This window comes from Streptomyces albireticuli, from assembly GCF_002192455.1.
Classification (GTDB): domain Bacteria; phylum Actinomycetota; class Actinomycetes; order Streptomycetales; family Streptomycetaceae; genus Streptomyces; species Streptomyces albireticuli_B.
Window position 1 is genome coordinate 2,354,271 of record NZ_CP021744.1, and the last position, 23,395, is coordinate 2,377,665.

Annotated in this window: 24 protein-coding genes, 5 tRNA genes and 1 pseudogene; 7 read left to right on the plus strand and 23 right to left on the minus strand. The window is 72.5% G+C overall.

Going from position 1 to position 23,395, the window contains the following annotated elements; genetic code table 11:
• Positions 1 to 41: 41 nt before the first annotated feature.
• The 3 genes and pseudogenes from SMD11_RS09725 to SMD11_RS09735 form a co-directional block, all read right to left on the minus strand.
• Positions 42 to 560: a hypothetical protein gene (locus SMD11_RS09725; RefSeq protein ID WP_087926073.1), complete on the minus strand. Its 519-nt coding sequence runs from the start codon at positions 558 to 560 to the stop codon at positions 42 to 44.
• Between the two features lie 131 nt (positions 561 to 691).
• Positions 692 to 2,893, minus strand: coding sequence for an ATP-dependent DNA helicase RecG (gene recG, locus SMD11_RS09730; protein WP_087926074.1), 2,202 nt, complete (start codon positions 2,891 to 2,893; stop codon positions 692 to 694).
• Positions 2,894 to 2,930: 37 nt separating this feature from the next.
• A pseudogene (locus tag SMD11_RS09735) lies at positions 2,931 to 4,609 on the minus strand (DAK2 domain-containing protein).
• Between the two features lie 347 nt (positions 4,610 to 4,956).
• Between SMD11_RS09735 and rpmB the strand changes: the two are divergent.
• Positions 4,957 to 5,142, plus strand: a complete 186-nt coding sequence (gene rpmB, locus SMD11_RS09740) for a 50S ribosomal protein L28 (RefSeq protein WP_087926075.1) — start codon at positions 4,957 to 4,959, stop codon at positions 5,140 to 5,142.
• A gap of 166 nt (positions 5,143 to 5,308) precedes the next feature.
• Here rpmB and thiD read toward each other — a convergent pair whose 3' ends face one another.
• A complete protein-coding gene (gene thiD / locus SMD11_RS09745) occupies positions 5,309 to 6,142 on the minus strand; it encodes a bifunctional hydroxymethylpyrimidine kinase/phosphomethylpyrimidine kinase (RefSeq protein WP_087926076.1) in 834 nt (277 codons plus the stop codon).
• A gap of 10 nt (positions 6,143 to 6,152) precedes the next feature.
• Positions 6,153 to 7,151 carry a thiamine-phosphate kinase gene (locus SMD11_RS09750; protein ID WP_087926077.1) on the minus strand — a complete coding sequence of 333 codons (999 nt, stop codon included), beginning with the start codon at positions 7,149 to 7,151 and terminating at the stop codon, positions 6,153 to 6,155.
• Between the two features lie 137 nt (positions 7,152 to 7,288).
• Between SMD11_RS09750 and SMD11_RS09755 the strand changes: the two genes are divergently transcribed.
• Both SMD11_RS09755 and SMD11_RS09760 read left to right on the plus strand, forming a co-directional pair.
• Entirely contained in the window at positions 7,289 to 7,522 is a 234-nt protein-coding gene (locus SMD11_RS09755; RefSeq protein WP_087926078.1) for an Lrp/AsnC family transcriptional regulator, read from the plus strand.
• A 20-nt stretch (positions 7,523 to 7,542) separates the two neighbouring features.
• Positions 7,543 to 8,043 carry a DUF3515 domain-containing protein gene (locus SMD11_RS09760; protein WP_087926079.1) on the plus strand — a complete coding sequence of 167 codons (501 nt, stop codon included), beginning with the start codon at positions 7,543 to 7,545 and terminating at the stop codon, positions 8,041 to 8,043.
• Here the strand turns inward: SMD11_RS09760 and SMD11_RS09765 are convergent.
• From SMD11_RS09765 to SMD11_RS09775, 3 genes are read right to left on the minus strand one after another with little or no spacing between them, the layout of a single operon-like run.
• A complete protein-coding gene (locus SMD11_RS09765; RefSeq protein WP_087926080.1) occupies positions 8,040 to 9,188 on the minus strand; it encodes a D-alanine--D-alanine ligase family protein in 1,149 nt (382 codons plus the stop codon). The genes SMD11_RS09760 and SMD11_RS09765 overlap by 4 nt on opposite strands.
• 34 nt (positions 9,189 to 9,222) lie before the next feature.
• On the minus strand, positions 9,223 to 10,224 hold the full coding sequence (locus tag SMD11_RS09770) for an NAD(P)H-dependent glycerol-3-phosphate dehydrogenase (RefSeq protein ID WP_087926081.1): 1,002 nt from the start codon (positions 10,222 to 10,224) through the stop codon (positions 9,223 to 9,225).
• A complete protein-coding gene (locus tag SMD11_RS09775) occupies positions 10,221 to 11,018 on the minus strand; it encodes a lysophospholipid acyltransferase family protein (RefSeq protein WP_087926082.1) in 798 nt (265 codons plus the stop codon). Before SMD11_RS09775 ends, SMD11_RS09770 begins: the two co-directional genes overlap by 4 nt.
• 139 nt (positions 11,019 to 11,157) lie before the next feature.
• Between SMD11_RS09775 and cofC the strand changes: the two genes are divergently transcribed.
• Together cofC and SMD11_RS09785 are read left to right on the plus strand one after the other, a co-directional pair.
• The gene (gene cofC / locus SMD11_RS09780) at positions 11,158 to 11,832 is read left to right on the plus strand and encodes a 2-phospho-L-lactate guanylyltransferase (RefSeq protein ID WP_418952427.1); all 675 of its coding nucleotides are present in this window, start codon (positions 11,158 to 11,160) and stop codon (positions 11,830 to 11,832) included.
• 9 nt (positions 11,833 to 11,841) lie between these two features.
• Entirely contained in the window at positions 11,842 to 12,045 is a 204-nt protein-coding gene (locus tag SMD11_RS09785) for a hypothetical protein (RefSeq protein ID WP_087926084.1), read from the plus strand.
• Positions 12,046 to 12,224: 179 nt separating this feature from the next.
• Here SMD11_RS09785 and SMD11_RS09790 read toward each other — a convergent pair whose 3' ends face one another.
• The 4 genes from SMD11_RS09790 to leuC all read right to left on the minus strand — a co-directional run bounded on the left by SMD11_RS09790 (position 12,225) and on the right by leuC (position 15,542).
• Positions 12,225 to 12,947 (minus strand): HU family DNA-binding protein, encoded by a 723-nt coding sequence (locus SMD11_RS09790; RefSeq protein WP_087926085.1) that lies wholly within the window; start codon positions 12,945 to 12,947, stop codon positions 12,225 to 12,227.
• Between the two features lie 125 nt (positions 12,948 to 13,072).
• On the minus strand, positions 13,073 to 13,318 hold the full coding sequence (locus tag SMD11_RS09795) for a hypothetical protein (protein ID WP_087926086.1): 246 nt from the start codon (positions 13,316 to 13,318) through the stop codon (positions 13,073 to 13,075).
• Between the two features lie 169 nt (positions 13,319 to 13,487).
• Positions 13,488 to 14,093: a 3-isopropylmalate dehydratase small subunit gene (gene leuD / locus SMD11_RS09800; protein ID WP_087926087.1), complete on the minus strand. Its 606-nt coding sequence runs from the start codon at positions 14,091 to 14,093 to the stop codon at positions 13,488 to 13,490.
• Positions 14,094 to 14,099: 6 nt separating this feature from the next.
• Positions 14,100 to 15,542, minus strand: a complete 1,443-nt coding sequence (gene leuC, locus SMD11_RS09805; RefSeq protein WP_087926088.1) for a 3-isopropylmalate dehydratase large subunit — start codon at positions 15,540 to 15,542, stop codon at positions 14,100 to 14,102.
• Between the two features lie 130 nt (positions 15,543 to 15,672).
• Between leuC and ndgR the strand changes: the two genes are divergently transcribed.
• Positions 15,673 to 16,401, plus strand: coding sequence for an IclR family transcriptional regulator NdgR (gene ndgR, locus SMD11_RS09810; protein ID WP_087926089.1), 729 nt, complete (start codon positions 15,673 to 15,675; stop codon positions 16,399 to 16,401).
• 23 nt (positions 16,402 to 16,424) lie between these two features.
• Here the strand turns inward: ndgR and SMD11_RS09815 are convergent, their stop codons facing one another.
• Positions 16,425 to 16,928, minus strand: a complete 504-nt coding sequence (locus SMD11_RS09815; protein ID WP_087926090.1) for a DUF4188 domain-containing protein — start codon at positions 16,926 to 16,928, stop codon at positions 16,425 to 16,427.
• 80 nt (positions 16,929 to 17,008) lie between these two features.
• Here SMD11_RS09815 and SMD11_RS09820 point away from each other — a divergent pair, with 80 nt between their 5' ends.
• A complete protein-coding gene (locus SMD11_RS09820) occupies positions 17,009 to 17,647 on the plus strand; it encodes a MerR family transcriptional regulator (RefSeq protein WP_087926091.1) in 639 nt (212 codons plus the stop codon).
• A gap of 87 nt (positions 17,648 to 17,734) precedes the next feature.
• Here SMD11_RS09820 and SMD11_RS09825 read toward each other — a convergent pair whose 3' ends face one another.
• The 10 genes from SMD11_RS09825 to SMD11_RS09870 form a co-directional block, all read right to left on the minus strand.
• The gene (locus SMD11_RS09825; protein ID WP_087926092.1) at positions 17,735 to 18,727 is read right to left on the minus strand and encodes an MEDS domain-containing protein; all 993 of its coding nucleotides are present in this window, start codon (positions 18,725 to 18,727) and stop codon (positions 17,735 to 17,737) included.
• Positions 18,717 to 19,610 carry an MEDS domain-containing protein gene (locus tag SMD11_RS09830; RefSeq protein WP_159395275.1) on the minus strand — a complete coding sequence of 298 codons (894 nt, stop codon included), beginning with the start codon at positions 19,608 to 19,610 and terminating at the stop codon, positions 18,717 to 18,719. The genes SMD11_RS09825 and SMD11_RS09830 overlap by 11 nt, the downstream gene beginning before the upstream one ends.
• 86 nt (positions 19,611 to 19,696) lie before the next feature.
• Positions 19,697 to 19,769: transfer RNA gene (locus tag SMD11_RS09835), tRNA-Glu, on the minus strand.
• A gap of 31 nt (positions 19,770 to 19,800) precedes the next feature.
• A tRNA-Gln gene (locus SMD11_RS09840) sits at positions 19,801 to 19,872 on the minus strand.
• A 13-nt stretch (positions 19,873 to 19,885) separates the two neighbouring features.
• Positions 19,886 to 19,958 (minus strand) — tRNA-Glu (locus tag SMD11_RS09845).
• 62 nt (positions 19,959 to 20,020) lie between these two features.
• Positions 20,021 to 20,093: transfer RNA gene (locus tag SMD11_RS09850), tRNA-Glu, on the minus strand.
• Between the two features lie 71 nt (positions 20,094 to 20,164).
• Positions 20,165 to 20,236, minus strand: a tRNA-Gln gene (locus SMD11_RS09855).
• Positions 20,237 to 20,542: 306 nt separating this feature from the next.
• A complete protein-coding gene (gene gltX, locus SMD11_RS09860; RefSeq protein ID WP_087926094.1) occupies positions 20,543 to 21,958 on the minus strand; it encodes a glutamate--tRNA ligase in 1,416 nt (471 codons plus the stop codon).
• A gap of 87 nt (positions 21,959 to 22,045) precedes the next feature.
• Positions 22,046 to 22,828, minus strand: a complete 783-nt coding sequence (locus SMD11_RS09865; RefSeq protein ID WP_087926095.1) for a fumarylacetoacetate hydrolase family protein — start codon at positions 22,826 to 22,828, stop codon at positions 22,046 to 22,048.
• 207 nt (positions 22,829 to 23,035) lie between these two features.
• Positions 23,036 to 23,248 (minus strand): hypothetical protein, encoded by a 213-nt coding sequence (locus SMD11_RS09870; RefSeq protein ID WP_418952428.1) that lies wholly within the window; start codon positions 23,246 to 23,248, stop codon positions 23,036 to 23,038.
• Between the last annotated feature and the right edge of the window lie 147 nt (positions 23,249 to 23,395).

The following is a 23,395-nucleotide window of genomic DNA, read 5'->3' on the forward strand; positions in this document are numbered from 1 at the left end:
GGGCGGCCGCCACCCCATCAGCCTAGGCCGTCGGCGCGGGGTCAGCCCTGCGCGGTGTCCCCGGCCGCGCCCACGAGGGCCGGCGAGGCGTACCGCGACCAGGACATGCAGCCGTCGGGCGGGCAGTACTCCGGGCGGCGCGGGTCGTGGCCGAGCTCCCGGAGCTTGGTGCGCACCGAGTCGGGCGTACGGCCGAAGCGGGCGGCCGTCCGGGCGATGCTCTCGCCCGCGTGGAAGCGCTGGGTGAGGTCCTCCTCGTGCTGCGGGATCCACGGGGCGCCGTGGCCGGGGAAGAGCTCGCGCAGGACGTCGCGGTCGGGGATCGGCTCGGCGACGTCGGCGACGAGGGCGAGGGCGCGCAGGGCGCGGTTGAGCGCGATGCGCAGCGGCGGGACGTCGGTGAGGGGCAGGGTGAGGGTGCCGGAGGCGAGCGGGGTCTCCGGCGCGTCCTCCTGCCAGCCGGTGAGGGTCAGGGTGACGGTGGTGTCGTCGTCGCTGGCGAGCTCGATCCGGAAGATCTTGTCACCGAGCGGCAGTTCATTGATGTGACGGAACGACATGAATGAGCCCCCAATGGTCCAAGTCCGCCCATCCGTTTATGGATTGGCTCGGACTATGTCCATTCTCCCAGGGGGGTCTGACAATCGGCCGGGCCGGAAGGGCCCCGGGCGGGCCCTTCCGGGGGCTTCTTTCAGCCCTTCTCCAGATACTGCTCGCGGTCCTTGTCGAGCAGGGCGTCCAGGGCGGTGCGCAGGTCGGGCAGGGCGGTGAGCTCGGGGTCGGCGGCGACCACGGCGGTGGCCTCCTCGCGGGCTGCCGCGATGACCTCCTCGTCGTCGATGACGGTGAGCATCCGCAGGGAGGACCGGACGCCGGACTGGGCCTGGCCGAGGACATCGCCCTCGCGGCGCTGCTCCAGGTCGATGCGGGAGAGCTCGAAGCCGTCCAGGGTGCCGGCGACGGCGGTGAGCCGGGCGCGCGCCGGGGACGCCTCGGGCATCTCGCTGACCAGCAGGCACAGGCCGGGGGCGGAGCCACGGCCGACGCGGCCGCGCAGCTGGTGCAGCTGGGAGACGCCGAACCGGTCGGCGTCCATGATCACCATGGCGGTGGCGTTGGGGACGTTGACGCCCACCTCGATGACGGTGGTGGCGACCAGGACGTCGGCCTCCCCGGCGGCGAAGCGGCGCATGACGTCGTCCTTGGCGTCGGGCTGCATCCTGCCGTGCAGCACCTCCACGCGCAGTCCGCCGAGCGGCCCCTTGGCGAGCTGCGCGGCGATGTCGAGGACGGCGAGGGGCGGGCGCTTCTCCGCGTCGTCCTCGGCGGACTTCTTCTTCGGCGTGTCCTCCTCGTCGCCGATGCGCGGGCAGACCACGTACGCCTGGTGGCCGCCGGCGACCTCCTCGCGGACGCGCTCCCAGGCGCGGGCGAGGAAGTGCGGCTTGTCCTTGGCGGGCACGACGTGGGTGGCGATGGGCGAGCGGCCGGCCGGGAGCTGGTCGAGGACGGAGGTCTCCAGGTCGCCGAAGACGGTCATGGCGACGGTCCGCGGGATGGGGGTCGCGGTCATCACCAGCAGGTGCGGGGGCTGTTTGCCCTTCGAGCGGAGGGCGTCGCGCTGCTCGACGCCGAAGCGGTGCTGCTCGTCCACCACGACCAGGCCGAGGTCGTGGAAGCGCACCTTGTCCTCGATCAGGGCGTGGGTGCCGATGACGATGCCCGCCTCGCCCGTGATCAGGTCGAGCAGCGCGGCCCGGCGGGCGGCGGCGCCCATGGAGCCGGTCAGCAGCACCACCTTGGTGCCGCGCTCGGCCCCGCCGAGCATGCCGCCCTCGGCGAGCTCGCCCATCATCTCGGTGATCGACCGGTGGTGCTGCTGGGCGAGCACCTCGGTGGGCGCGAGCATCGCGGCCTGGCCGCCGGCGTCCACGACGCCGAGCATGGCGCGCAGGGCGACCATGGTCTTGCCCGAGCCGACCTCGCCCTGGAGGAGGCGGTGCATGGGGTGCTCGGTGGCCAGGTCGTCGAAGATCTCGGCGGAGACCTTGCGCTGGCCGTCGGTGAGGGTGAAGGGCAGCTTGGCGTCGAAGGCGGTGAGGAGGCCGTCCGCGACGGGCTTGCGGGCGACGGCCGGGAGCTGGCCGTCGGCGTGCCGGCGGCGGGCGAGGGCGACCTGGAGGACGAACGCCTCGTCCCACTTCAGCCGGGCCCGGGCGTCCTCGATGTCGGCCTTCGAGCCCGGCCGGTGGACCTTGCGGAAGGCGTCGGCGAGCTCGGCCAGGCCCCGGCCGTCGCGCAGCGCGGCGGGCAGCGGGTCGACGATGTTCTCCCAGTGCTCGGCCTCGAAGAGGTCGAGCAGGGTGTCCACGGCCTTGGTGAGCTTCCAGGACTGGAACTGCTTGCACGCGGGGTAGATGGGCAGCAGCCGCCCGGCGAAGGACTCCACGGCTCCGGCGGAGGTGCCGTCCTTGTCGAGCAGCTCGTAGTCGGGGTGGAGGAGCTGCCGGGTCCGGTTGAAGACGGAGACCTTGCCCGCGAACATGCCGCGACGGCCGGGAATCAGCTCCTTCTCCCGCGCGTAGGCGCCCCGGCCGAAGAAGACCAGGGTCAGCGAGCCGCTGCCGTCGGTGACGACCACTTCGAGGCGGACGCCCTTGCCGTGGTTGAAGGTCTTCATGGCGGCCTTGGCGACCTGCGCGACGACCGTGACGTGCTCGTCGAGCGGCAGGTCGGCGAGGCGGGTGAGCTCGCCGCGCTCGGCGTACCGGCGCGGGTAGTGGTGCAGCAGATCGCCGACGGTGTGCAGGTCGAGGTGCTCGGCCATCACCTTCGCGGTGTTGCCGCCGAGGATCTTCTTCAGGGGTTCTTGCAGCGCGGGCACGCCGTCCATTGCACACCATGGGTGTGACAGAGCGGGGCACCCGCCGTCATTCGACGCCGATGAGCAGCGGCGCGGACTGCTGTCCGCCGCGGTAGACGACCGTGTCCACGGCGAGGTGGCCGCCGCGGACGTACCGCTCCAGGCGGTCGGCGACGGTGTCGGGGACGCCCGCGCCGAGGACGAGGGTGACCATCTCACCGCCGGCGGCGAGCATGCGGTCGAGGACGGTCTCGGCGGTGCCGGTCAGCTCCGCGCCGATGACGGCGACGTCGCCGTCGATCAGCCCGAGCACGTCCCCGGCCTGGCAGACGCCGGCCATGGTCCAGGACTGCCGTTCGGCGACGGCCAGCTCGGCGTAGCGGGTGGCGCCGGCGGCGGACGTCATGGCGACGACGTCCTCGTCGAAGCGGCGGCCCGGTTCGTGGACGGCGAGCGCGGCGATGCCCTGGACGGCGGCGCGGGTGGGGATGAGGGCGACGCGTACGCCCTCGGCCCGCGCCTGCTCGGCGGCGGCGGCCGCGGTGTGCCGGAGCTCGGGGTCGTTGGGCAGCAGGACGACCTCGCGCGCGTGCGCGCGCCGGATGGCCTCCAGCAGCTCCCCGCTGGCGGGCGGCTCCCCCGGGCGGGTCGCGACGACCGTGGCCCCGGCCTCCGCGCACAGTCCGGCCAGGCCCTCGCCGGGGACGACGGCCACGACGGCGCGCTGCGCGGGCTCCCGGGTGCGGGGCGCGGCGGGGCCGGTGGAGGCGGTGGCGCCGAAGTGGGTGATGCGGATCCGGTGGGGGCGGCCGGCCTCGATGCCGGCCTCGACGGCCGCTCCGGCGTCGTCCACGTGGACGTGGACGTTCCACAGGCCGTCCCCGCCGACGACGACGAGGGAGTCGCCGAGCGCGTCGAGCCGGGTCCGCAGCCGGGCCACGGCGGCGTCACCGGCCTCCAGGAGATAGATCACCTCGAAGGCGGGGCCGGCGCCGGTCGCGGGCTCGGTGTGGCAGCCTTCCGCCGCCACGGACCCCGGGGACGGCTCCCGCTCCGGGGCGGTGCCGGTCGCCGCCCGCCGCGCGCGGGGGCACGGCCGGCCGGGGTCCCCGAGAGCGCCCGGGCCAGCGCGCCGAGCACCTCCACGAGGCCGAGGCCGCCGGCGTCGACGACCCCGGCGCGCCCCAGGACGTCGAGCTGGCCGGGGGTGACGGCGAGGGCCGTACGGGCCGCCTCGTCGGCGGCGCGGGCCACGGTCGCGACGTCGCCGGGGGTGCGCGAGGCGGCCTCGGCGGCGGCCGTGGCGACGGTCAGGACGGTGCCCTCGACGGGGCGGGCGACCCCTTCGTAGGCGGACGCCACGGCCCGGCGGAGCCCCTGGCGGAGCAGTTCGGCGTCGTCGGAGACACCGGTGGGGGCGGTGAGGACCTCGGCCATGCCGCGGAGGAGCTGCGCGAGGATGGTGCCGGAGTTGCCGCGCGCGCCTATGAGGGCGCCGTGGGCCATCGCCCGGACGGCGTCGGGGAGGGTGGGCCGGGAGGCGGGGCCGGCGGTGGCATGGCCGTCGAAGACCGCCTCGACGGCCCGGGTCGCGGATTCCACGGTCAGGTAGAGGTTGGTGCCGGTGTCGCCGTCCGCGACGGGATAGACGTTGATCGCGTCGATCTCCTCGCGGGCCCGGCCGAGCGCGTCGAGGGCGAGGGCGCACCAGGTGCGTACCGCCGCGGCGTCCAGCGTCTGCGGCACCTGTGTCCTCCTCGGACGTCCTGGGGGCTTCGGGGCAGTGATCGGCAGCGTAGCCCGGTGCCGGGGGCCGGGCCCGGGGGTGGCCGAGCATGACCGGTCCTTGGCGGGACCGTTACGGGTCGGGGGCGGGCCCCGGCGGGACCGCGGCGGGACCACGACAAGAACAGCCATGGTAGTTTCGTTGTACGGGAGCGGTCGTTGTATGCTGCTCCGGTTGCCCGATGAGAATCGGGCCATACCCCCCTGACTTTGCCGGTCACTGCTTCAGAGATCTCGGCACGCAGGGATTCACCGTACGTGCCTGTTGTCCCCGCGTAAGCGGGGGTGACCCGTCTTTGGAGTAACCCGTGGCTGCCAACTGCGACGTCTGCGGCAAGGGGCCGGGCTTCGGCAACGCTATTTCGCACTCGCACCGCCGTACCCCCCGTCGTTGGAACCCCAACATCCAGCGGGTGCGCGCAGTGATCGGGCGCACGCCGAAGCGGATCAACGCCTGCACCTCTTGCATCAAGGCCGGCAAGGTCTCGCGCTAGCGAGTGGTTCTCCCCGCGCAAGCGGGGGTGAGTCGGCCCCGCGGTGACGTTCGCGTCGCGCGGAGCCCCCTCCGGTTGCCTGGGAAGCCGGTCCACCTCACGGTGGGCCGGCTTTTCGCATGCCCGGACGGCCCGGGGGCGGCGGTGCGGAACCGCCGCCGAGGGGTCAGGCCCGGAACCGCCAGCCGTGGTCGACGGGGCCGATGCCCCCGCCCAGCGGGAAGCCCGCCGCGATGGCTCCGGTGACGTAGTCCTTGGCCTCCGCCACGGCTTCCGGGACCGTACGACCCTTGGCGAGCTCGGAGGCGACGGCGCTGGCGAGCGTGCAGCCGGTGCCGTGGGTGTGGCGGTTGTCGTGGCGGGGCGCCCGGAACCAGTGTTCCTCGGTGCCGTCGGTCAGCAGGTCGACGGCGTCGTGCCCGCCGGGCAGGTGCCCGCCCTTGATCAGCGCCCAGGCGGGCCCGTGGGCGAGCAGCGCCTCCGCCGCCCGCCGGAGGCCGTCCTCGCCGGTCACGCGGACGCCCGTGAGCCGGGCGACCTCGTCGAGGTTGGGGGTGGCCACGGTCGCGGCGGGCAGCAGCTTCAGCCGGACGGCCTCCAGGGCGGAGGCGTCGAGCAGCGGGTCGCCGTGCTTGGAGATGCCGACGGGGTCGACGACCACGGGGATACCGGAGGCTCTGATTCCGGTGAGGAGTGCGGCGACGGTCTCCACCAGCTCGGCGGAGGCGAGCATCCCGGTCTTGACGGCCTGCACCCCGATGTCGTCGACGACGCTGCGGAACTGTGCCCGCACCACGTCGGCGGGCAGCGGCCAGGCCCCCTGCACCCCGCGCGAGTTCTGGGCGGTCACGGCGGTGAGCACGCTCATGCCGTGCACGCCGAGGGCGAGCATGGTCTTCAGGTCGGCCTGGATGCCCGCACCGCCGCCGGAGTCGGACCCGGCGACGGTCAGCACGCGTGGAGGTACCGGCGGTGCCGGAGAGGGGCGCGATATCGGCATGCGGCCGAATCTACCCCGCGGGGCGGCCGCCTCCGGAGGGGTCCTCGGGCTCGGCGTCCCCGAAGTGGTCCCAGCCGCCGGCCTTGTCCCAGGGGGCGCCGTCGACGGTGACCTGGGGCAGGGCGGAGGGGTTGACCACCTCGCCGATGACCTTCCAACGGGCGGGCAGCTTCACGTCCGGCGGGAAGGTCGCCACGATGGCGTGGTCCTCTCCCCCGGTCAGCACCCACTGGAGCGGGTCGACGCCGACGGCCTGCCCGATGTCGGACATCTGGGTCGGCACGTCGATCGCGGCCGTCCGCAGGTCGATCCGGACCTTGCTGGCCTCGGCGATGTGCCCGAGGTCGGCGATCAGGCCGTCGCTGATGTCCGTCATCGCCGTCGCGCCGAGCCCGGCGGCCGCGGGGCCCGCGTGGTACGGCGGCTCGGGGCGGCGGTGGGCCTCGACGAAGGCCCGGGGCGAGCGGAAGCCGCGGGCGAGCACCGCGTGCCCGGCCGCGGACCAGCCGAGCCAGCCGGTGACCGCGACCACGTCGCCCGGCTGCGCGCCGGAGCGGGTGACGGGCTCGTGGTTGCGCAGGTCGCCCAGGGCCGTGATGGCCACGGTGATGGTGTCGCCGCGCACCACGTCGCCGCCGACCACGGCCGCGCCGGCGACCTGGCACTCGTCCCGGATGCCGTCCATCAGCTCGGTCGGCCAGGTGACCGGGAGTTCGGCGGGCACGACCAGGCCCAGCAGGATCGCGGTGGGCACCGCGCCCATGGCGGCGATGTCCGCGAGGTTCTGCGCGGCCGCCTTACGGCCGACGTCGTACGCGGTGGACCAGTCGCGGCGGAAGTGCCGCCCCTCCAGGAGCACGTCCGTACTGGCCACGACCCTACGGTCGGGCGCAGCCACCACCGCGGCGTCGTCACCCGGCCCGAGCCGGACCGCAGGGGTGGTGGTGAGCCGGGAGGTCAGCTCTCTGATGAGCCCGAACTCCCCCAACTCGCCCACGGTGCCTTTCACTGAGCTCCTCCTAGGAGTATCGGTTGTGACATGCGCCGCGCCGCGCAGGCAGCGCGGGTCTCCCCGCGCCGTACGGCGACGCGGTACCGTGGCGTCTCTTCTCCCCACATGATCCTCGTAGCCGCCCTGGAGGTTCCGTGGTACAGGCGTACATCCTGATCCAGACCGAGGTCGGCAAAGCGTCGACCGTCGCCGAAGTCATCGCAAAGATCGCGGGGGTGATCCAGGCCGAGGACGTGACCGGTCCGTACGACGTGATCGTCCGTGCCCAGGCCGACACCGTGGACGCGCTCGGCCGCATGGTGGTCGCCAAGATCCAGTCGGTGGAGGGCATCACCCGCACCCTGACCTGCCCGGTCGTCCATCTCTAGCTCCCCCGTATGCTCGGCCGGTGAAGTCCTCGCTCCGCCGGTCGCTGGCCGTGCCCGCCCTCCTCGTGTTCTGCGCCGCCGGCTGCTCGTCGGCCGGCGGTCCGGCGGGGCCCCCGGTCCCCACGCCGTCGGCGCGGGCGGCCGGGCTCTGCCGGGCACTGCACGAGAAGCTTCCCGACACCGTGGGCGGATCGCGGCGGGGCACCGCCCACCCCGTCTCGGACTTCACGGCCGTCTGGGGAAGACCCGCGATCGAGCTGCGCTGCGGAGTCCCCAAGCCCGAGGTCGTCACGGAGGGGAACCCACACTACGACCCCAACGCCCCGTCGGTGGAGATCGACGGCGTGGAGTGGCTCGCCGAGCGGCGGTCGGACGGCAGTGTCCGCTGCACCACCGTGCTCCGCGAGGCGCATGTGGAGGTGACCCTGCCGAAGAAGGTCGCGGGCGACGCCGGCGATCTCGGTGCGCTCACCGATCTCGCCGCCGCCGTCGCCGCGACCGTCCCCATCGGGATCGTCTAGCGCAGGCCCGTGGAGCGGCGCAGCGCCGCCTGGACGAGGGTGTCGATCAGCTCCGGGTAGCTGACACCGCTCTCCTGCCACATGCGCGGGTACATCGAGATGGGCGTGAAGCCCGGCATGGTGTTGATCTCGTTGATGACGAACTCGCCGTCCTCGGTGAGGAAGAAGTCCGCGCGGACGAGGCCCTCGCAGGAGGTCGCGTCGAAGGCCTTGACGGCCAGCTCCTGGACCTCGGCGGTCTCCTCGGGCGTGAGCGGCGCGGGCACGATGCCGGCCGCGGAGTCGATGTACTTCGCCTCGAAGTCGTAGAAGTCGTGGGCGGTGACCGGGGGGATCTCGGCGGGGACGCTCGCGCGCGGCCCGTCCTCGAACTCCAGGACGCCGCACTCGATCTCCCGGCCGCGCAGCAGCGACTCGACGATGACCTTCGGGTCGTGGCGCTGGGCCTCGGCCACGGCCTCGTCCAGGCCGGAGAGGTCGTCGACCTTGGTGATGCCCATGGAGGAACCGCCGCGGGCGGGCTTCACGAAGAGCGGCCAGCCGTGCTCGCCGGCGAAGTCCACGATCCTCTTGCGGGCGGCGGCCGGGTCGGCCTGCCACTCGCGCGGGCGGATCACCTCGTACGGGCCGACGGGCAGGCCGAAGGAGACGAAGACGCGCTTCATGTACTCCTTGTCCTGGCCGACGGCGGAGGCGAGGACACCGGCGCCGACGTAGGGGATGCCGGAGAGCTCCAGCATGCCCTGGAGGGTGCCGTCCTCGCCGTACGGGCCGTGCAGCACGGGGAAGACCACGTCGACCTCGCCCAGGGACTTGGGCACCGTGCCGGGCTCGGAGTAGACGACCTCGCGGCTGGAGGGGTCGACCGGGAGGACCACGGTGCCGTCCGGCGACTGGGCGAGCTGCTCGACGTTCGGCAGCGCGCGGTCGGCGATGGCCATCCGCTCGGGGTCGTCGGCGGTCAGCGCCCAACGGCCGTCGGTGGTGATGCCGATCGGCAGCACGTCGTACTTCGTGCGGTCGATGGCGGCCAGCACGGCGCCGGCGGTGACGACGGAGATCGCGTGTTCGGAACTGCGGCCGCCGAACACGACCGCGACACGCGGCTTCCGGTCAGGGCTCTGGGTGGAGGTCTCGCTGCTCATATCGCGACGAGACTACCTCGTGGTACGGCGTGGGTCAGTGCCGCTCCGGCTTGGCGCTGCGCGACATCAGCTCCTTGAGGGCCACCAGCGGGGGCTTCCCCTCGTGGACGATCTCCACCACGGTCTCCGTGATGGGCATGTCGACGTCGTGCCGGCGGGCCAGATCCAGCACCGACTCGCAGGACTTGACGCCCTCGGCGGTCTGCTTGGTGACCGCGATGGTCTCGGCCAGGGTCATCCCGCGGCCGAGGTTGGTGCCGAAGGTGTGGTTCCGGGAGAGCGGCGAGGAGCACGTCGCGACGAGGTCGCCCATGCCCGCGAGACCGGCGAAGGTGTGCGCGTCGGCGCCCATCGCGAGGCCCAGCCGGGTCGTCTCGGCGAGCCCGCGGGTGATGAGGGACGCCTTGGCGTTGTCGCCCAGGCCCATGCCGTCGGCGATGCCGACGGCGAGCGCGATGACGTTCTTCACGGCGCCGCCCAGCTCGCAGCCGACGACGTCGGTGTTGGTGTACGGGCGGAAGTAAGGGGTGTGGCAGGCGGCCTGGAGGCGCTTGGCCACCGACTCGTCCCGGCAGGCGACGACGGCGGCGGCGGGCTGCCGGTCGGCGATCTCCTTGGCGAGGTTGGGGCCGGTGAGCACGGCGACCCGGTCCGGGGAGACCTTGGCGACCTCCTCGATGACCTCGCTCATCCGCTTGGCGGTGCCCAGCTCGACGCCCTTCATCAGGGAGACCAGCACGGTGTCGGAGGGCAGCAGCGGCGCCCACTCCGAGAGATTGCCGCGCAGCGTCTGGGAGGGCACGGCGAGCACGGCGAACGCCGCTCCCTCGGCCGCCTCGGCGGGGTCGGTGGTGGCCCGCACGGCCGCCGGGAGCTCGATGCCCGGGAGGTAGTCGGGGTTGACCCGGGTGGTGTTGATCGCGTCCACGAGGGCCGCCCGGCGGCCCCACATGGTCACCTCGCAGCCGGCGTCGGCCAGGATCATCGCGAAGGCGGTGCCCCAGGAGCCGGTGCCGTACACGGCGCACTTCGTCACTTGTCGTTCCCCTCTTCCCGCCCCGCCGGCTGTCCGACCTCCGCCGCCCGCTTCTCCTCGCGGGCCCGGCGGCGGGCCTCGGCCAGCGCCTTCCGCGGGTTGTAGGGCTCGGCGGGCGCGGGCTCGCCGCGGAGTTCGGCGAGCAGAGCGGTGATGGCGGACATGATGTCCTCGGTGGCCCCGCGCAGCACCTCGGCCGTCGGCTCCTTGCCGTAGTACGCGGAGAGGTCGACGGGCGGGCCCGCCACCACCCTGAGCGTCTTGCGGGGGAACAGCCGGAGCTTGTTCTCCTTGGCGTACGGCGGCATGGCCTCGTTGGCGCCCCACTGGGCGACGGGGATGACGGGCGCCTTGGTGAGCAGGGCGACCCGGGCGGCCCCGGTCTTGCCCTCCATGGGCCACATCTCCGGGTCCCGGGTGAGGGTGCCCTCGGGGTAGAAGGCCACGCACTCGCCCCGGTTGATGGCGTCGACCGCGGACCGGAAGGCGGTGGCGGCGTCGGTGGACTCGCGGTAGACGGGGATCTGGCCCGTGCCGCGCAGGATCGTGCCGACGAAGCCACCCTTGAACAGGGCGGCCTTGGCGAGGAAGCGCGGGACGCGCCCGGTGTTGTACTGGAAGTGGGCGTACGACAGCGGGTCGAGATAGGAGTTGTGGTTGACCGCGGTGATGAAACCGCCGTCGGCCGGAATGTGCTCCATTCCTCGCCAGTCCCGCTTGAACAGAACCACGAGCGGCGGTTTTGCCAACACCGCCGTAAAGCGGTACCAGAAGCCGATTCTGTGGCGGGACACTCGGACACCCTTCTCTTGGGACCTGGGGGCTGTATGAACCCGGGGGCCGCACAAGTGTCGCCCCAGGTACCCGGTCTGTCGAGAACACCGTAACCCCGCGCTCCCCGGGCGGCTGCGGCAGCGGGTGACAATGTGGCTGATGCGAAGAGAGGGGGCGGATGTGGTCTGGACCCTGGTGGTGCCGCTGAAGCCGCTGGCACTGGCCAAGAGCCGACTCGCCACGGGGACCGGGCGGGCACCACGGCCCACGCTCGCGCTGGCGTTCGCGCTGGACACGGTGGCCGCGGCACTGGCCTGTCGGGCCGTGGGGGATGTGGTGGTCGTCACTGACGACCCGGTGGCGGGGGCCCGGCTCGGAGCGCTCGGCGCCCGGATCCTGCCCGAGCCGCCCGGCACGGGAGGGCTGAACGGCGCCCTCGCGCACGGTGCGCGCACGGTGCGGGAACGGGCCCCGCGGGCGGCGGTGGCGACACTCAACGCGGATCTGCCGGCGCTTCGCCCGGGGGAACTCGGCCGGGTGCTCGATTCGGCCACGGAATTCCCCCGGGCATTTCTCGCCGACGCGGCGGGAATCGGGACGACGCTGCTGGCGGCGGCCCCGGGAATGGAATTGGCTCCGGCGTTCGAGGGACGTTCGCGCGCCCGTCACCGCGCTTCGGGGGCCCGTGAGATCGAGCTGGCCGGCGTGGATTCGGTGCGCCGGGACGTGGACACGGCGGAGGATTTGCGGGCGGCCCTGGCACTGGGCGTGGGGCCGCGCACGGCGGCCGCGGCCGACGGCCTGCTGACCCCCGGTGTCATAGGGGCCGACTAGGCTGCCCGTATGCAGGCCACCGCGTACACCTACGACCCTCAGACCCGCTCCGGGAGCGTCCTCCTGGACGACGGCACCCCGGTGCCCTTCGACGCGGCGGCCTTCGACGCGGGCGGACTGCGGCTGCTGCGGCCCGGCCAGCGGGTCCGGATCGTCGTCGAGGACGCCCCGGAGGGCCGCCGGGTGACGCTGGTGACGCTCCAGACCTTCTGAGGGCCGGGGCCCGGGACCCGGCGGGGCTCCCCCCGGGGGAGGCCGCCCGGGGTGTCCCGGACACGCCGGGGTCCCGCCCCGGCCCTGTCAGGGACCGCGCGGGAGCCCACGGCCGGCACACACCGCGGGCCGGGCTCCCCGAGGGGAGCCCGGCCCGGCGCGTGACGCCGTCCGCTGCCTTACTTCTTGGCGGCGGCCTTCTTGGCGGTGGTCTTGCGCGCGGTGGTCTTGCGCGCCGGAGCCTTGGTCGCCGTGGCCTTCTTGGCGGCGGGCGCCGTCTTCTTGGCGGTCGCCTTCTTCGCCGTGGCCGTGGTCTTCTTGGCCGGCGTGGCCTTCTTGGCGGCGGCGGCCTTGGTGGCGGCGGCCGTCGTCTTCTTGGCCGGCGTGGCCTTCTTCGCCGCGGCCTTCTTGGTGGTGGCGGTGGCCTTCTTCGCGGCCGCCGTCGTGGTCTTCTTGACCGCGGTCTTCGCCGTGGTCTTCTTGGCGGTGGTGGCCGTGGTGGCCTTCTTCGCCGTGGCCTTCTTGGCGGTGGCCTTCTTGGCCGCGGCCTTGGCGGTGGTCTTGGTGCCGCCCGAAAGGCTGCCCTTGGGCGCCTTCTTCACCGCGACGTCGTTCTTCGGCAGCTTCTTCGAGCCGCTCACCAGGTCCTTGAAGCCCTGACCCGCGCGGAAGCGCGGCACCGAGGTCTTCTTGACCCGCACGCGCTCACCCGTCTGCGGGTTGCGGGCGTAACGGGCCGGGCGGTCGACCTTCTCGAACGAGCCGAAGCCGGTGACCGAGACCCGGTCGCCGGCGACAACCGCACGGACGATCGCGTCGAGCACCGCGTCGACGGCGTCTGCGGCCTGCTGACGGCCGCCGAGCTTGTCGGCAATCGCTTCAACGAGCTGCGCCTTGTTCACGTCTTCCCCTTCGGAGACATTGCTGGAACGAATGCGTTCCAGCCTTTTCGCACGTTAGGCAGATATATACCGCAAATCAAACACGAAACGGTCTAATCACCCTTGTGCCGCAACGAACTCGACCATCACGGAGTTCCGTCACGGTCGGGCTCTTCGGGGAAACGGCCCTCGTCGAGGTCGTTCATCAGCCGGTCCAGACGCATTGCCGCGCCTGAGAGATCGTGCTTTGCCGCGGCCGTGATGGCCAGCAGCTTCCGGGACAGCGCCATCCGTACGCCCTCCGGGACTTGCAGTGTGCGCACCCTTGTGTGCGCTTCCTTGAGTCGGTCGGCGACGAGCCGGTAAAGCTCGAGTTGGCTGTCGCGTTCCATGCACCGATTGTGCCATCTGAGGCGAGTTGTCGCTTCACAGGGCCTCAACAGAGCGATGCGCCCCCTGTCCGAAGACAGGGGGCGCATCATGTCAAACCCTGGGTGAGCAGCGAAAATCCGGGTCCCCGGCCGGTTGCCCGGACCTCCCCGAAACTGCCGGAAATCCGTGTCAGACCTGGGCCCTGACGGGCGTGGTGGAGGGCTTGAAGGGGGGTCGGCGGGCCTCGTAGGCGGTGATGTCGGCGGCGTGCCGCAGGGTCAGGCCGATGTCGTCCAGTCCCTCCAGCAGGCGCCACCGGGCGTTCTCGTCAAGGGCGAAATCGGCCGTGATGCCCTCGGCCCGGACCTGCCGCCCGACGAGGTCCACGGTCACCTCGGCGGCCGGGTCGGCCTCGGTCAGCCGCCAGAGGGCCTCGATGGTCTCCTGGGGCAGGACGACGGTCAGCAGTCCGTTCTTGAGCGAGTTGCCCCGGAAGATGTCGGCGAAGCGGGAGGAGACCACGGCCCGGAAGCCGTAGTTCTGGAGCGCCCACACCGCGTGCTCGCGGGAGGAGCCGGTGCCGAAGTCGGGTCCGGCGACCAGGACCGAGGCCCCGGCGCGCTCCGGACGGTTCAGGACGAACTCCGGGTCCTTGCGCCAGGCCTCGAAGAGGCCGTCCTCGAAGCCGTCGCGGGTGACCTTCTTCAGCCAGTGCGCCGGGATGATCTGGTCGGTGTCGACATTGCTGCGGCGCAGCGGTACGGCACGGCCGGTGTGCGTGGTGAATGCTTCCATGACTGCTCAGGCCTCCACGGGGGTGCGGACGTCGGACGCGCCGGCCCGGCCGGCGAGGTCGGCCGGGGAGGCCAGATGGCCCAGTACGGCGGTGGCGGCGGCGACCTGCGGCGAGACCAGATGGGTCCGGCCGCCCTTCCCCTGCCTGCCCTCGAAGTTGCGGTTGGAGGTCGACGCGCACCTCTCCCCCGGCGCGAGTTGGTCGGGGTTCATGCCCAGGCACATCGAGCAGCCCGCGTGCCGCCACTCGGCGCCGGCCGCGGTGAACACCTTGTCCAGCCCCTCCGCGACGGCCTGGAGCCCCACCCGCACGGAGCCGGGGACCACCAGCATCCGGACTCCGCCGGCGATCCGGCGGCCGTCGAGGACGGCCGCGGCGGCGCGCAGGTCCTCGATGCGGCCGTTGGTGCAGGAGCCCACGAAAACGGTGTCCACGGTGATGTCGCGCAGCGCCTGACCTGCCGTCAACCCCATGTATTCCAGGGCCTTTTCGGCGGCGAAGCGGTCCGACGGGTCGGGGTACGAGGCGGGGTCGGGGACGGCCGCCGACAGCGGTGCGCCCTGGCCCGGATTGGTGCCCCAGGTGACGAACGGGGAGAGCCCGGCGGCGTCGATGACCACCTCGTGGTCGAAGACGGCGTCGTCGTCGGTGCGCAGGGTGCGCCAGTAGGCGACCGCGGCGTCCCAGTCGTCGCCCGCGGGGGCGTGGGGGCGGTCCTTCAGGTAGGCGAAGGTGGTCTCGTCGGGGGCGATCATGCCGGCCCGGGCGCCCGCCTCGATGGACATGTTGCAGACGGTCATCCGGGCCTCCATCGAGAGCTTCTCGATGGCGGAGCCGCGGTACTCGATGACGTAACCCTGGCCGCCGCCGGTGCCGATCCGGGCGATGACGGCGAGGATCAGGTCCTTGGCGGTGACGCCCTCGGGCAGTTCACCCTCCACGGTGACGGCCATGGTCCTGAAGGGGGCCAGCGGCAGCGTCTGGGTGGCGAGCACGTGCTCGACCTGGCTGGTGCCGATGCCGAAGGCCAGCGCGCCGAACGCGCCGTGCGTGGAGGTGTGGCTGTCGCCGCAGACCACGGTGGTGCCGGGCTGGGTCAGTCCCAGCTGCGGTCCCACCACGTGGACAACGCCCTGCTCGACGTCGCCCAGCGGGTGCAGCCGCACGCCGAACTCGGCGCAGTTGCGGCGGAGGGTCTCCAGCTGGGTGCGGGAGACGGGGTCCGCGATGGGCTTGTCGATGTCGAGGGTGGGGGTGTTGTGGTCCTCGGTGGCGATGGTGAGGTCCAGGCGGCGCACCGCGCGGCCGGCCTTGCGCAGGCCGTCGAAGGCCTGCGGGCTGGTCACCTCGTGGAGCAGGTGCAGGTCGATGAAGAGGAGGTCGGGCTCGCCTTCGGCGCGCGTGACGACGTGGTCGTCCCAGACCTTCTCCGCGAGTGTCCGTCCCATCGCTGTCCCTCCGGCCGGCGCCGTCGCCGGACCAAGTAGTCGTGCCTGTGGGGTCCTGTGCGTTCCAGGTTGGCGCGTCTCCGGAGAATTTGAACTTGCGTTTCACAGTGTGAGACGCAAGTATCGTTTCATGGACAACTCTGGTGGCGCCTCGAGCGGTGTGGGCGTTCTCGACAAGGCGGCTCTGGTTCTCAGCGCTCTGGAGTCCGGTCCGGCCACGCTGGCCGGGCTGGTCACGGCGACCGGGCTGGCGCGCCCGACGGCGCACCGGCTCGCGGTCGCGCTGGAGCACCACCGGATGGTGGCGCGGGACATGCAGGGCCGTTTCATCCTCGGCCCGCGGCTGAGCGAGCTGGCCGCGGCGGCCGGCGAGGACCGGCTGCTGGCCACGGCGGGCCCGGTGCTCACGCACCTGCGGGACGTCACGGGCGAGAGCGCGCAGCTCTACCGCCGGCAGGGCGACATGCGCATCTGCGTGGCCGCGGCGGAGCGGCTGTCCGGCCTGCGGGACACCGTGCCGGTCGGCTCCACGCTGCCGATGAAGGCCGGCTCGGCGGCACAGGTGCTGATGGCCTGGGAGGAGCCGGAGCGACTGCACCGCGGCCTCCAGGGCGCGCGCTTCACCGCGACCGCGCTCTCGGGCGTACGGCGCCGCGGCTGGGCGCAGTCGATCGGCGAGCGGGAGCCGGGCGTGGCCTCGGTCTCGGCGCCCGTGCGCGGCCCGTCCAACCGGGTCGTGGCCGCCGTCTCGGTCTCCGGACCGATCGAGCGGCTGACCCGCCACCCGGGCCGGATGCACGCCCAGGCGGTCATCGACGCGGCCGTGCGGCTCAGCGAGGCGCTGCGCCGCAACGGCTGACCGCCGCGGCGGTGGGCCCCCGGCTACCCCGGGACAGGCTCACCCTCGGTCCTTACGGCGGCGGCGCGCTCGCCGCGCCGCCCCAGGGGCTCGGTGCCGAACGCCTCACCGAGGCCCGCCACCGGCATTCCGGAGTAGAGGGACTCGACGGAGCCGGCCGGGACGACGAACGTCTCGTGCCAGATGCCCACCATGCCCCTGGCGCCCCGCGCGCGGCGGTTGAACGCCGCCCACGCGGGGCGGTGCTGCTTGCCGGCGGCCGAGGCGTACGCGAGCAGCTTCTCGCGCGACTCCCAGTACTGGACCATCGTGAAGACCCGTGGCCCCTCGTTGAGCCGCCGGCTGGCCAGCAGCCCGCTGTCCTTGTCGCCGGACAGTTCCTCGACCATGCGCGGCATGGCGAGGAGGGCGGGCAGCCAGTGCCGGACCGCCCGCCACCGGTTGATCCGCATCCCGACGAGGAAGACGACCACACCGTCCTCGCCCTTGGCCGTGACCCGCTCGGCGATGACTTCGGTACCACTCATGGGATTCCCCCGATCCACATTGGATAGCGTCGCTATCCATGCTTGGATAGTGCCACTACCTAACAAGGGGATGCAAGAGGATGCGACTGGCGGAGCTGAGCGAACGCAGCGGGGTGTCCACCGCGACGATCAAGTACTACCTGCGGGAAGGCCTCCTCCAGCCCGGCCGCAGGATCTCCGCCACCCAGTCCGAGTACGGCGAGGACCATCTGCGGCGGCTGCGGCTGGCGCGGGCGCTGATCCAGATCGGCAAGGTGCCGGTGGCCACCGCCCGCGAGGTGATCTCCGCCGCCGAGGACGAGGCGCTGGACCACCACGAGCGCCTCGGCGCGGCGACGCTGGCCCTGCCGCTCGGCCCCGACCTCGCCGAGGACGATCCGGCCACGGAGACCGCCCGCCGTTCGGTGGCGGAGCTGCTGCGGCGGCTCGACTGGCCGTTCGAGTCCGGTCTGGAGGAGCCCTCCCCCGCCCACCGCACGCTGATCGCCGCCGTCGCCGCGCTCGTCCGCCTCGGTTACCCCGCCGACGTGGAGCAGCTGCTGCCCTACGGGCTGCTGGCGGAGCGGCTGGCCGTCAGCGACCTCGACCTCGTGGAGCGGGAGCGGACCCGGACGGAGCAGATCGAGGCGGCCGTCGTGCTGACCGTGCTCTACGAGCCGGTGCTGCTGAGCCTGCGCCGGCTGGCCCACGCGGAGGAGTCCGCCCGCCGCTTCCTCTGACGGACTGCGTACGGGCGCCGCCCGTGGAAGCCGTGGAGAGCGGCCCGGCCCCGCGCGGAAATCCCGGCGCTCACCGGCTCCGGGGGCTCACAGCCACTCGGCGTCCCGCGGGCCCGCGACGCGCAGCGTGATCAGCGTGGCCGGGCCCGCCGTCCGCACGTCCAGCCACTCGCTGAGGCTGCGGGCGAGCCAGAGGCCGTCCTCGGCGCCCGGGGCGTCGCCGGGCGGCCGGAAGCCGGCGAAGGGCGGCACGGGGGCGCCCGACGGCTCCGGGCGCGTCAGCTCGTAGAGCACGGCCCCCGGCTCCTCCCAGGCCCGCAGGGCCAGGCGCGCGCCCCCGGCGCCCAGCAGGTGGTTCGCGGCCTCGCAGACGGCCAGCTCGGCCAGGGCCAGGCGCTCGCCGGCCAGGCCCGCGGCGGCGGCCCGCTCCCGGGCGAACCGGCGCACGTCCGCGACCCGGTCGGCCGGGCCGGCCACGGCGGCCGTGGGCGGCGCGGCGACCGGCGCGGGGCGGACGGCCTCGGCGTAGACCCCGGGGTCCGTGTAGGACGCGCAAGGCGTCAGCCGTTCGCCCTTTAGACACGCCGGGTGGGTCGCGCAGGCGGCCTCGGCCACGGCCGGGGACACGACGCGGGTGTCGTACGGGCAGATCATCCACACCGGCAGCGCGGCCAGCAGGACGTTGAGCCCGGACTCCATCCGCTGCCACTCGGCGATCTGGCGGTCGGACCGGCCGCCCCACACCGGCTCGGCGATCATCCGCATCCGGCGGCCCGGCCGGGCGCGCCGGTCGTGGTAGCGCAGGAAGGCGGAGACCCGCTCGACGGGACGGCGGCCGAAGTAGGCGGTCTCGGCGGTGTCGAGGGCGTACGCGCGCTCCCCCAGGGCCCGCCGGAGCAGGTCGATGTTGGCGGGTGTGGTCGCGGCCAGGACGGGCTCCTCCGCCGCCAGCCCGGCCCGGACGAACGGCAGCGCCATCGCGAGGAAGTCCTCGTCGCTGCCGTAGAGACAGGCGTGGTGGACGAAGCCCCGGGCGCGTCCTGGTGCGGGCGCGGGCCCGTCGGCGTGGTCAGCAGGCATGCGCGGCCCCCAGCCGGAGGCCCGGGGTGCGGTCCCAGCCGATGAGGGTGATGACGTGCAGGAGGTGGGGCGGCAGCCCGGTCAGCTCGACGGTGCAGTGGCGGGCGGCGCGGGCCCGGGCGAAGGTCATCAGCAGCCGCAGGCCCGCGAGGTCCAGGAACTCCACCCGGGACATCTCCAGGCGGAGGTCACCGCGGACGGAGGCGACGGAGCGCAGGGCGTCCCGGACGCGGCGGTGGGAGTCGGCGTCGACCACGCCCTCGATGCGCAGGCCCGGCGGGCTCCAGGTGCGGACGACGGTCAGTTCGGCCGTGCGGACGAGCGGGTCCACTTCCACACTCCTGAGGTGGGCCGAGGTGAAGGCGTCCAGGGCGGTGGGGTCGCAGCGGCGGATGTCGTACTGGCACACCGCGAGCGTCCGGCCCGAGCTGAACTCGGTGGCCAGCAGGGTCTCGTAGCGCAGCAGCCGGGAGAGGTCGGACCCGTCGCGCAGGACGGCGCACAGATCGCCGGTCACCCGCAGGGCGCGGTAGCCCTCGCTCCGGGAGCGGTCGGCGGCGTCCCGCAGCCGGCCGAGTAACGCGGCGGGGTCCAACTCGCCCTGCCCCGAGCCGAGCTCGGCGGGCCCGAGGACCTCCAGCTGGCCGGCCAGGCCGCCGGGGAGTCCGGCGAGCCGGCACTGCTCCAGGAGTGCCTGGGGCCCCGGTGGCCCGTCCGCGCCCGCGAGATAAAGGATCTTGTGTTCGGCGTCGAGGCCCCCGAGGACGAAGCCGCGCAGGATCGAGGTCCGCTCCTCGTCCGACGCGAACAGCAGGCACGCGTGGTCGCCGGGCCGGAGATCACCGACGTGGACCCGGCGGTGCACGCCGTGAGGAGGGACCATGCGTGGATTATCGGGGCAGGCACGGGCGGGCGGAAGGCCGCATGAAAAAATGCCCCCCGCTGTTGCGGAAGGCATTTCTTCGCTTGTACCCCCGACCGGATTCGAACCGGCGCTACCGCCTTGAGAGGGCGGCGTGCTAGGCCGCTACACAACGGGGGCTAGCTTGCTTGCAGAGCTATTGCTCTCTGCGCTGGGATACCAGGACTCGAACCTAGACTAAGGGAACCAGAAACCCTCGTGCTGCCAATTACACCATATCCCATGGTGATTACCAGTACCCCCGACCGGATTCGAACCGGCGCTACCGCCTTGAGAGGGCGGCGTGCTAGGCCGCTACACAACGGGGGCCCTAGCGATCCATTCGTCGTCGCCTCCAGTGACTACCTGGATGGTGACGGATTCAGGATCTGTACCCCCGACCGGATTCGAACCGGCGCTACCGCCTTGAGAGGGCGGCGTGCTAGGCCGCTACACAACGGGGGCTCGCACTGCGCTTTACTGCTTGTTACTGCGTTTCCTACTTTATCAAAAGAAATCCGAGTGAATTTCTTTTGCTGGGGTACCAGGACTCGAACCTAGACTAAGGGAACCAGAAACCCTCGTGCTGCCAATTACACCATACCCCACCAGAACTCGACCCTTTTGAAGGGGTCTTGCTCGGGCTTGCTCCGTCCGTTCCGGCCTCTCGGCCCTCTCGGGCGGCGCAGGAAGAACATTACCCGAAGGTGGTCGGGGCTCCAAAACCGATAACCCGCCACCGCCGCCCGGGCACCTCCGGTGGCCGTTCGAACGGCCCGGGACGGCCCCTGAACAGCCGCTGAGCGTCCGCCGTACGGCCCGCGCCGCGCGGCTCGGCGCAGGGCCGCGGATACGCGTGGGGCCCGGCGGCCTGGAGAGGCTGCCGGGCCCACGGGGGCGTCAAGGGCCGGGCGTCAGGCCGTGAGCTTCGCCAGGGCGGCGTCCACGCGCGCCAGGGTGCGCTCGCGCCCCAGGATCTCCAGGGACTCGAACAGCGGCAGACCGACCGTACGGCCGGTGACGGCCACCCGGACCGGGGCCTGGGCCTTGCCCAGCTTCAGGCCGTGCTCCTCGCCCGCCTCGACGACGGCCGCCTTGACGGCGTCGGCGTTCCAGTCGGCGGCCGCCAGCTTGGCCCGCGCGGTGCGCAGCAGCGCGTCCGAGCCCTCCTTCATCGCCTTCGCCCAGGACGCCTCGTCCTCCACCGGCTCGTCGAGGAAGAGGAAGTCGACGTTGGCGGTGATGTCGGAGAGGACCGTGACACGGGTCTGGGCGTACGGGGCGATCGCCTCCCAGGCGGCCTGGTCGAAGGCCTCGGGCGCCCAGTTGGCGTGCGGGGCCTTGAGCCAGGGCGCGCAGGCCTCGGCGAAGGCCTTCGCGTCCAGCAGGCGGATGTGGTCGGCGTTGATCGACTCGGCCTTCTTCAGGTCGAAGCGGGCCGGGTTGGCGTTCACGTCCGCGAGGTCGAACTTCGCGACCATCTCGGGGATGGTGAAGACGTCCTGGTCGGCGGAGAAGGACCAGCCGAGCAGGGAGAGGTAGTTGAGCAGGCCCTCCGGGAGGAAGCCGCGCTCGCGGTAGAGGTTCAGCGACGCCTGCGGGTCACGCTTGGAGAGCTTCTTGTTGCCCTCGCCCATGACGTACGGGAGGTGGCCGAAGGCCGGGGTCTCCTTGGCGATGCCCAGCTCGGTCAGTGCCTTGTAGAGCGCGATCTGGCGCGGTGTGGAGGACAGCAGGTCCTCGCCGCGCAGCACGTGCGTGATCTCCATCAGGGCGTCGTCGACGGGGTTGACGAGCGTGTAGAGGGGCGCGCCGTTGGCCCGGACGATGCCGTAGTCCGGAACGTTCTCCGGGGTGAAGGTCAGCTCACCGCGGACCAGGTCCGTGAAGGTGATCGTCTCGTCGGGCATCCGGAAGCGGACGATCGAGGGGCGGCCCTCGGCCTCGTAGGCCGCCTTCTGCTCGGGCGTCACGACCCGGCACTTGCCGTCGTAGCCGGACGGCTTGCCGGCGGCGCGGGCGGCGTCACGGCGCTCCTCGAGCTCCGCGGCGGTGCAGTAGCAGTGGTAGGCGTGGCCGGCGTCCAGCAGCTTCCGCGCGACATCGCGGTAGATGTCCATGCGCTGCGACTGGCGGTACGGGGCGTGCGGGCCGCCGATCTCGGGGCCCTCGTCCCAGTCGAAGCCCAGCCAGCGCATGGAGTCCAGCAGCTGCTCGTACGACTCCTCGGAGTCGCGGGCCGCGTCGGTGTCCTCGATGCGGAAGACCAGGGTGCCGCCGTGGTGGCGGGCGAACGCCCAGTTGAACAGGGCGGTGCGGACCAGACCCACATGAGGGTTGCCGGTCGGCGAGGGACAGAACCGTACGCGGGGGGTACCCCCTGCTCGAGCGAAGTCGAGAGCTTGGGGGAGTTCGCGTTAGCCACGCTTGATCACCTTATTGGTGAGAGTGCCGATGCCTTCGATGGTGACGGCGACCTCGTCGCCGACGTTCAGGGGTCCGACGCCGGCCGGGGTGCCGGTGAGGACGACGTCGCCGGGGAGCAGCGTCATCGCCTCGGTGATGTGGACGATCAGGTCCTCGATGGAGCGCACCATGTCGCTGGTGCGGCCCAGCTGGCGCTGTTCGCCGTTGACCGTGCACATGATCCCGAGGTCGCTCGGGTCGAGCTCGGTCTCCACCCAGGGGCCGAGGGGGCAGGAGCTGTCGAAGCCCTTGGCGCGGGCCCACTGCTGCTCGCTGCGCTGGACGTCACGCGCGGTGATGTCGTTGGCGCAGGTGTAGCCGAGGATGACGTCCTTCACCCGCTCGCGGGGGACCTCACGGCACATCCGTCCGATGACCACGGCCAGCTCGGCCTCGTGGTGCACCTCTTCGGAGAAGGAGGGGTACGCGATGGGGTCGCCGGGGCCGATGACCGCGGTGGACGGCTTGAAGAAGGTGACGGGGGCCGCGGGGACCTCGTTGCCCAGCTCCGCGGCGTGCTCGGCGTAGTTGCGGCCGATGGCGACGACCTTGTTGGGCAGGACGGGCGGCAGCAGCCGCACCTTGCTCAGAGGGATCTTCTGCCCCGAGCGCTCGAATTCGGCGAAGGGGTGACCCTTGATGATGTCGAGGAGGGGGCCGCCTTCTGTGGAAGCGTCCCCTTCCACGACGCCGAAGGCGACGTTGCCGTCGATGGAGAACCTGGCGATGCGCACGGGAAGCTTTTGCCCCTATCTGATCCGGCCGGAGTCTGACACCTCAGGCTATCGCGGGGGGCGTGCGCGGCCCGTGCGCGGCGGTTTTCGGCCGGATCCGGAGGCGGACGGCGTTACGAGCGGCCTTACGGACGCCGCTCACGGCCGCTCGTACCGCCGGGGCGGGTGAAACCGGCCGGCTCCGGAGCGGAGCCGGCCGGGCCGGAGCTAGTCGAGCGGGGTGACCACGGGGGCGGTCATCAGCACGGTGCGCCGCGGGTTGGCGGTGACCTGGGGCAGCTCCGTGGCGTGCTCCCGGGCGGCGGGGCGCAGCGCCTCCGCGTCCTTGAGGTGCGCGAGCGTCGTACGGCGCGGGTTGGCGGTCTTGCGGAGCGCCTTCGCCTTGATCTTCGCCGTCTTCGTCGTCTTCGTGGTCTGCACTTGCTGCCTCGCGGTGTCGGGGTGCGCGCTGTCGTTCTCGCGTCTTGTGTAAAGGACCAGGCTAGGCGCGCCTATCCCCAGCCGTCCGCGAGAGAAGTCATGAGTTGCTTGTGAGTTTGCTCACGAGCGGGCCGAAAAAAGCCGCAT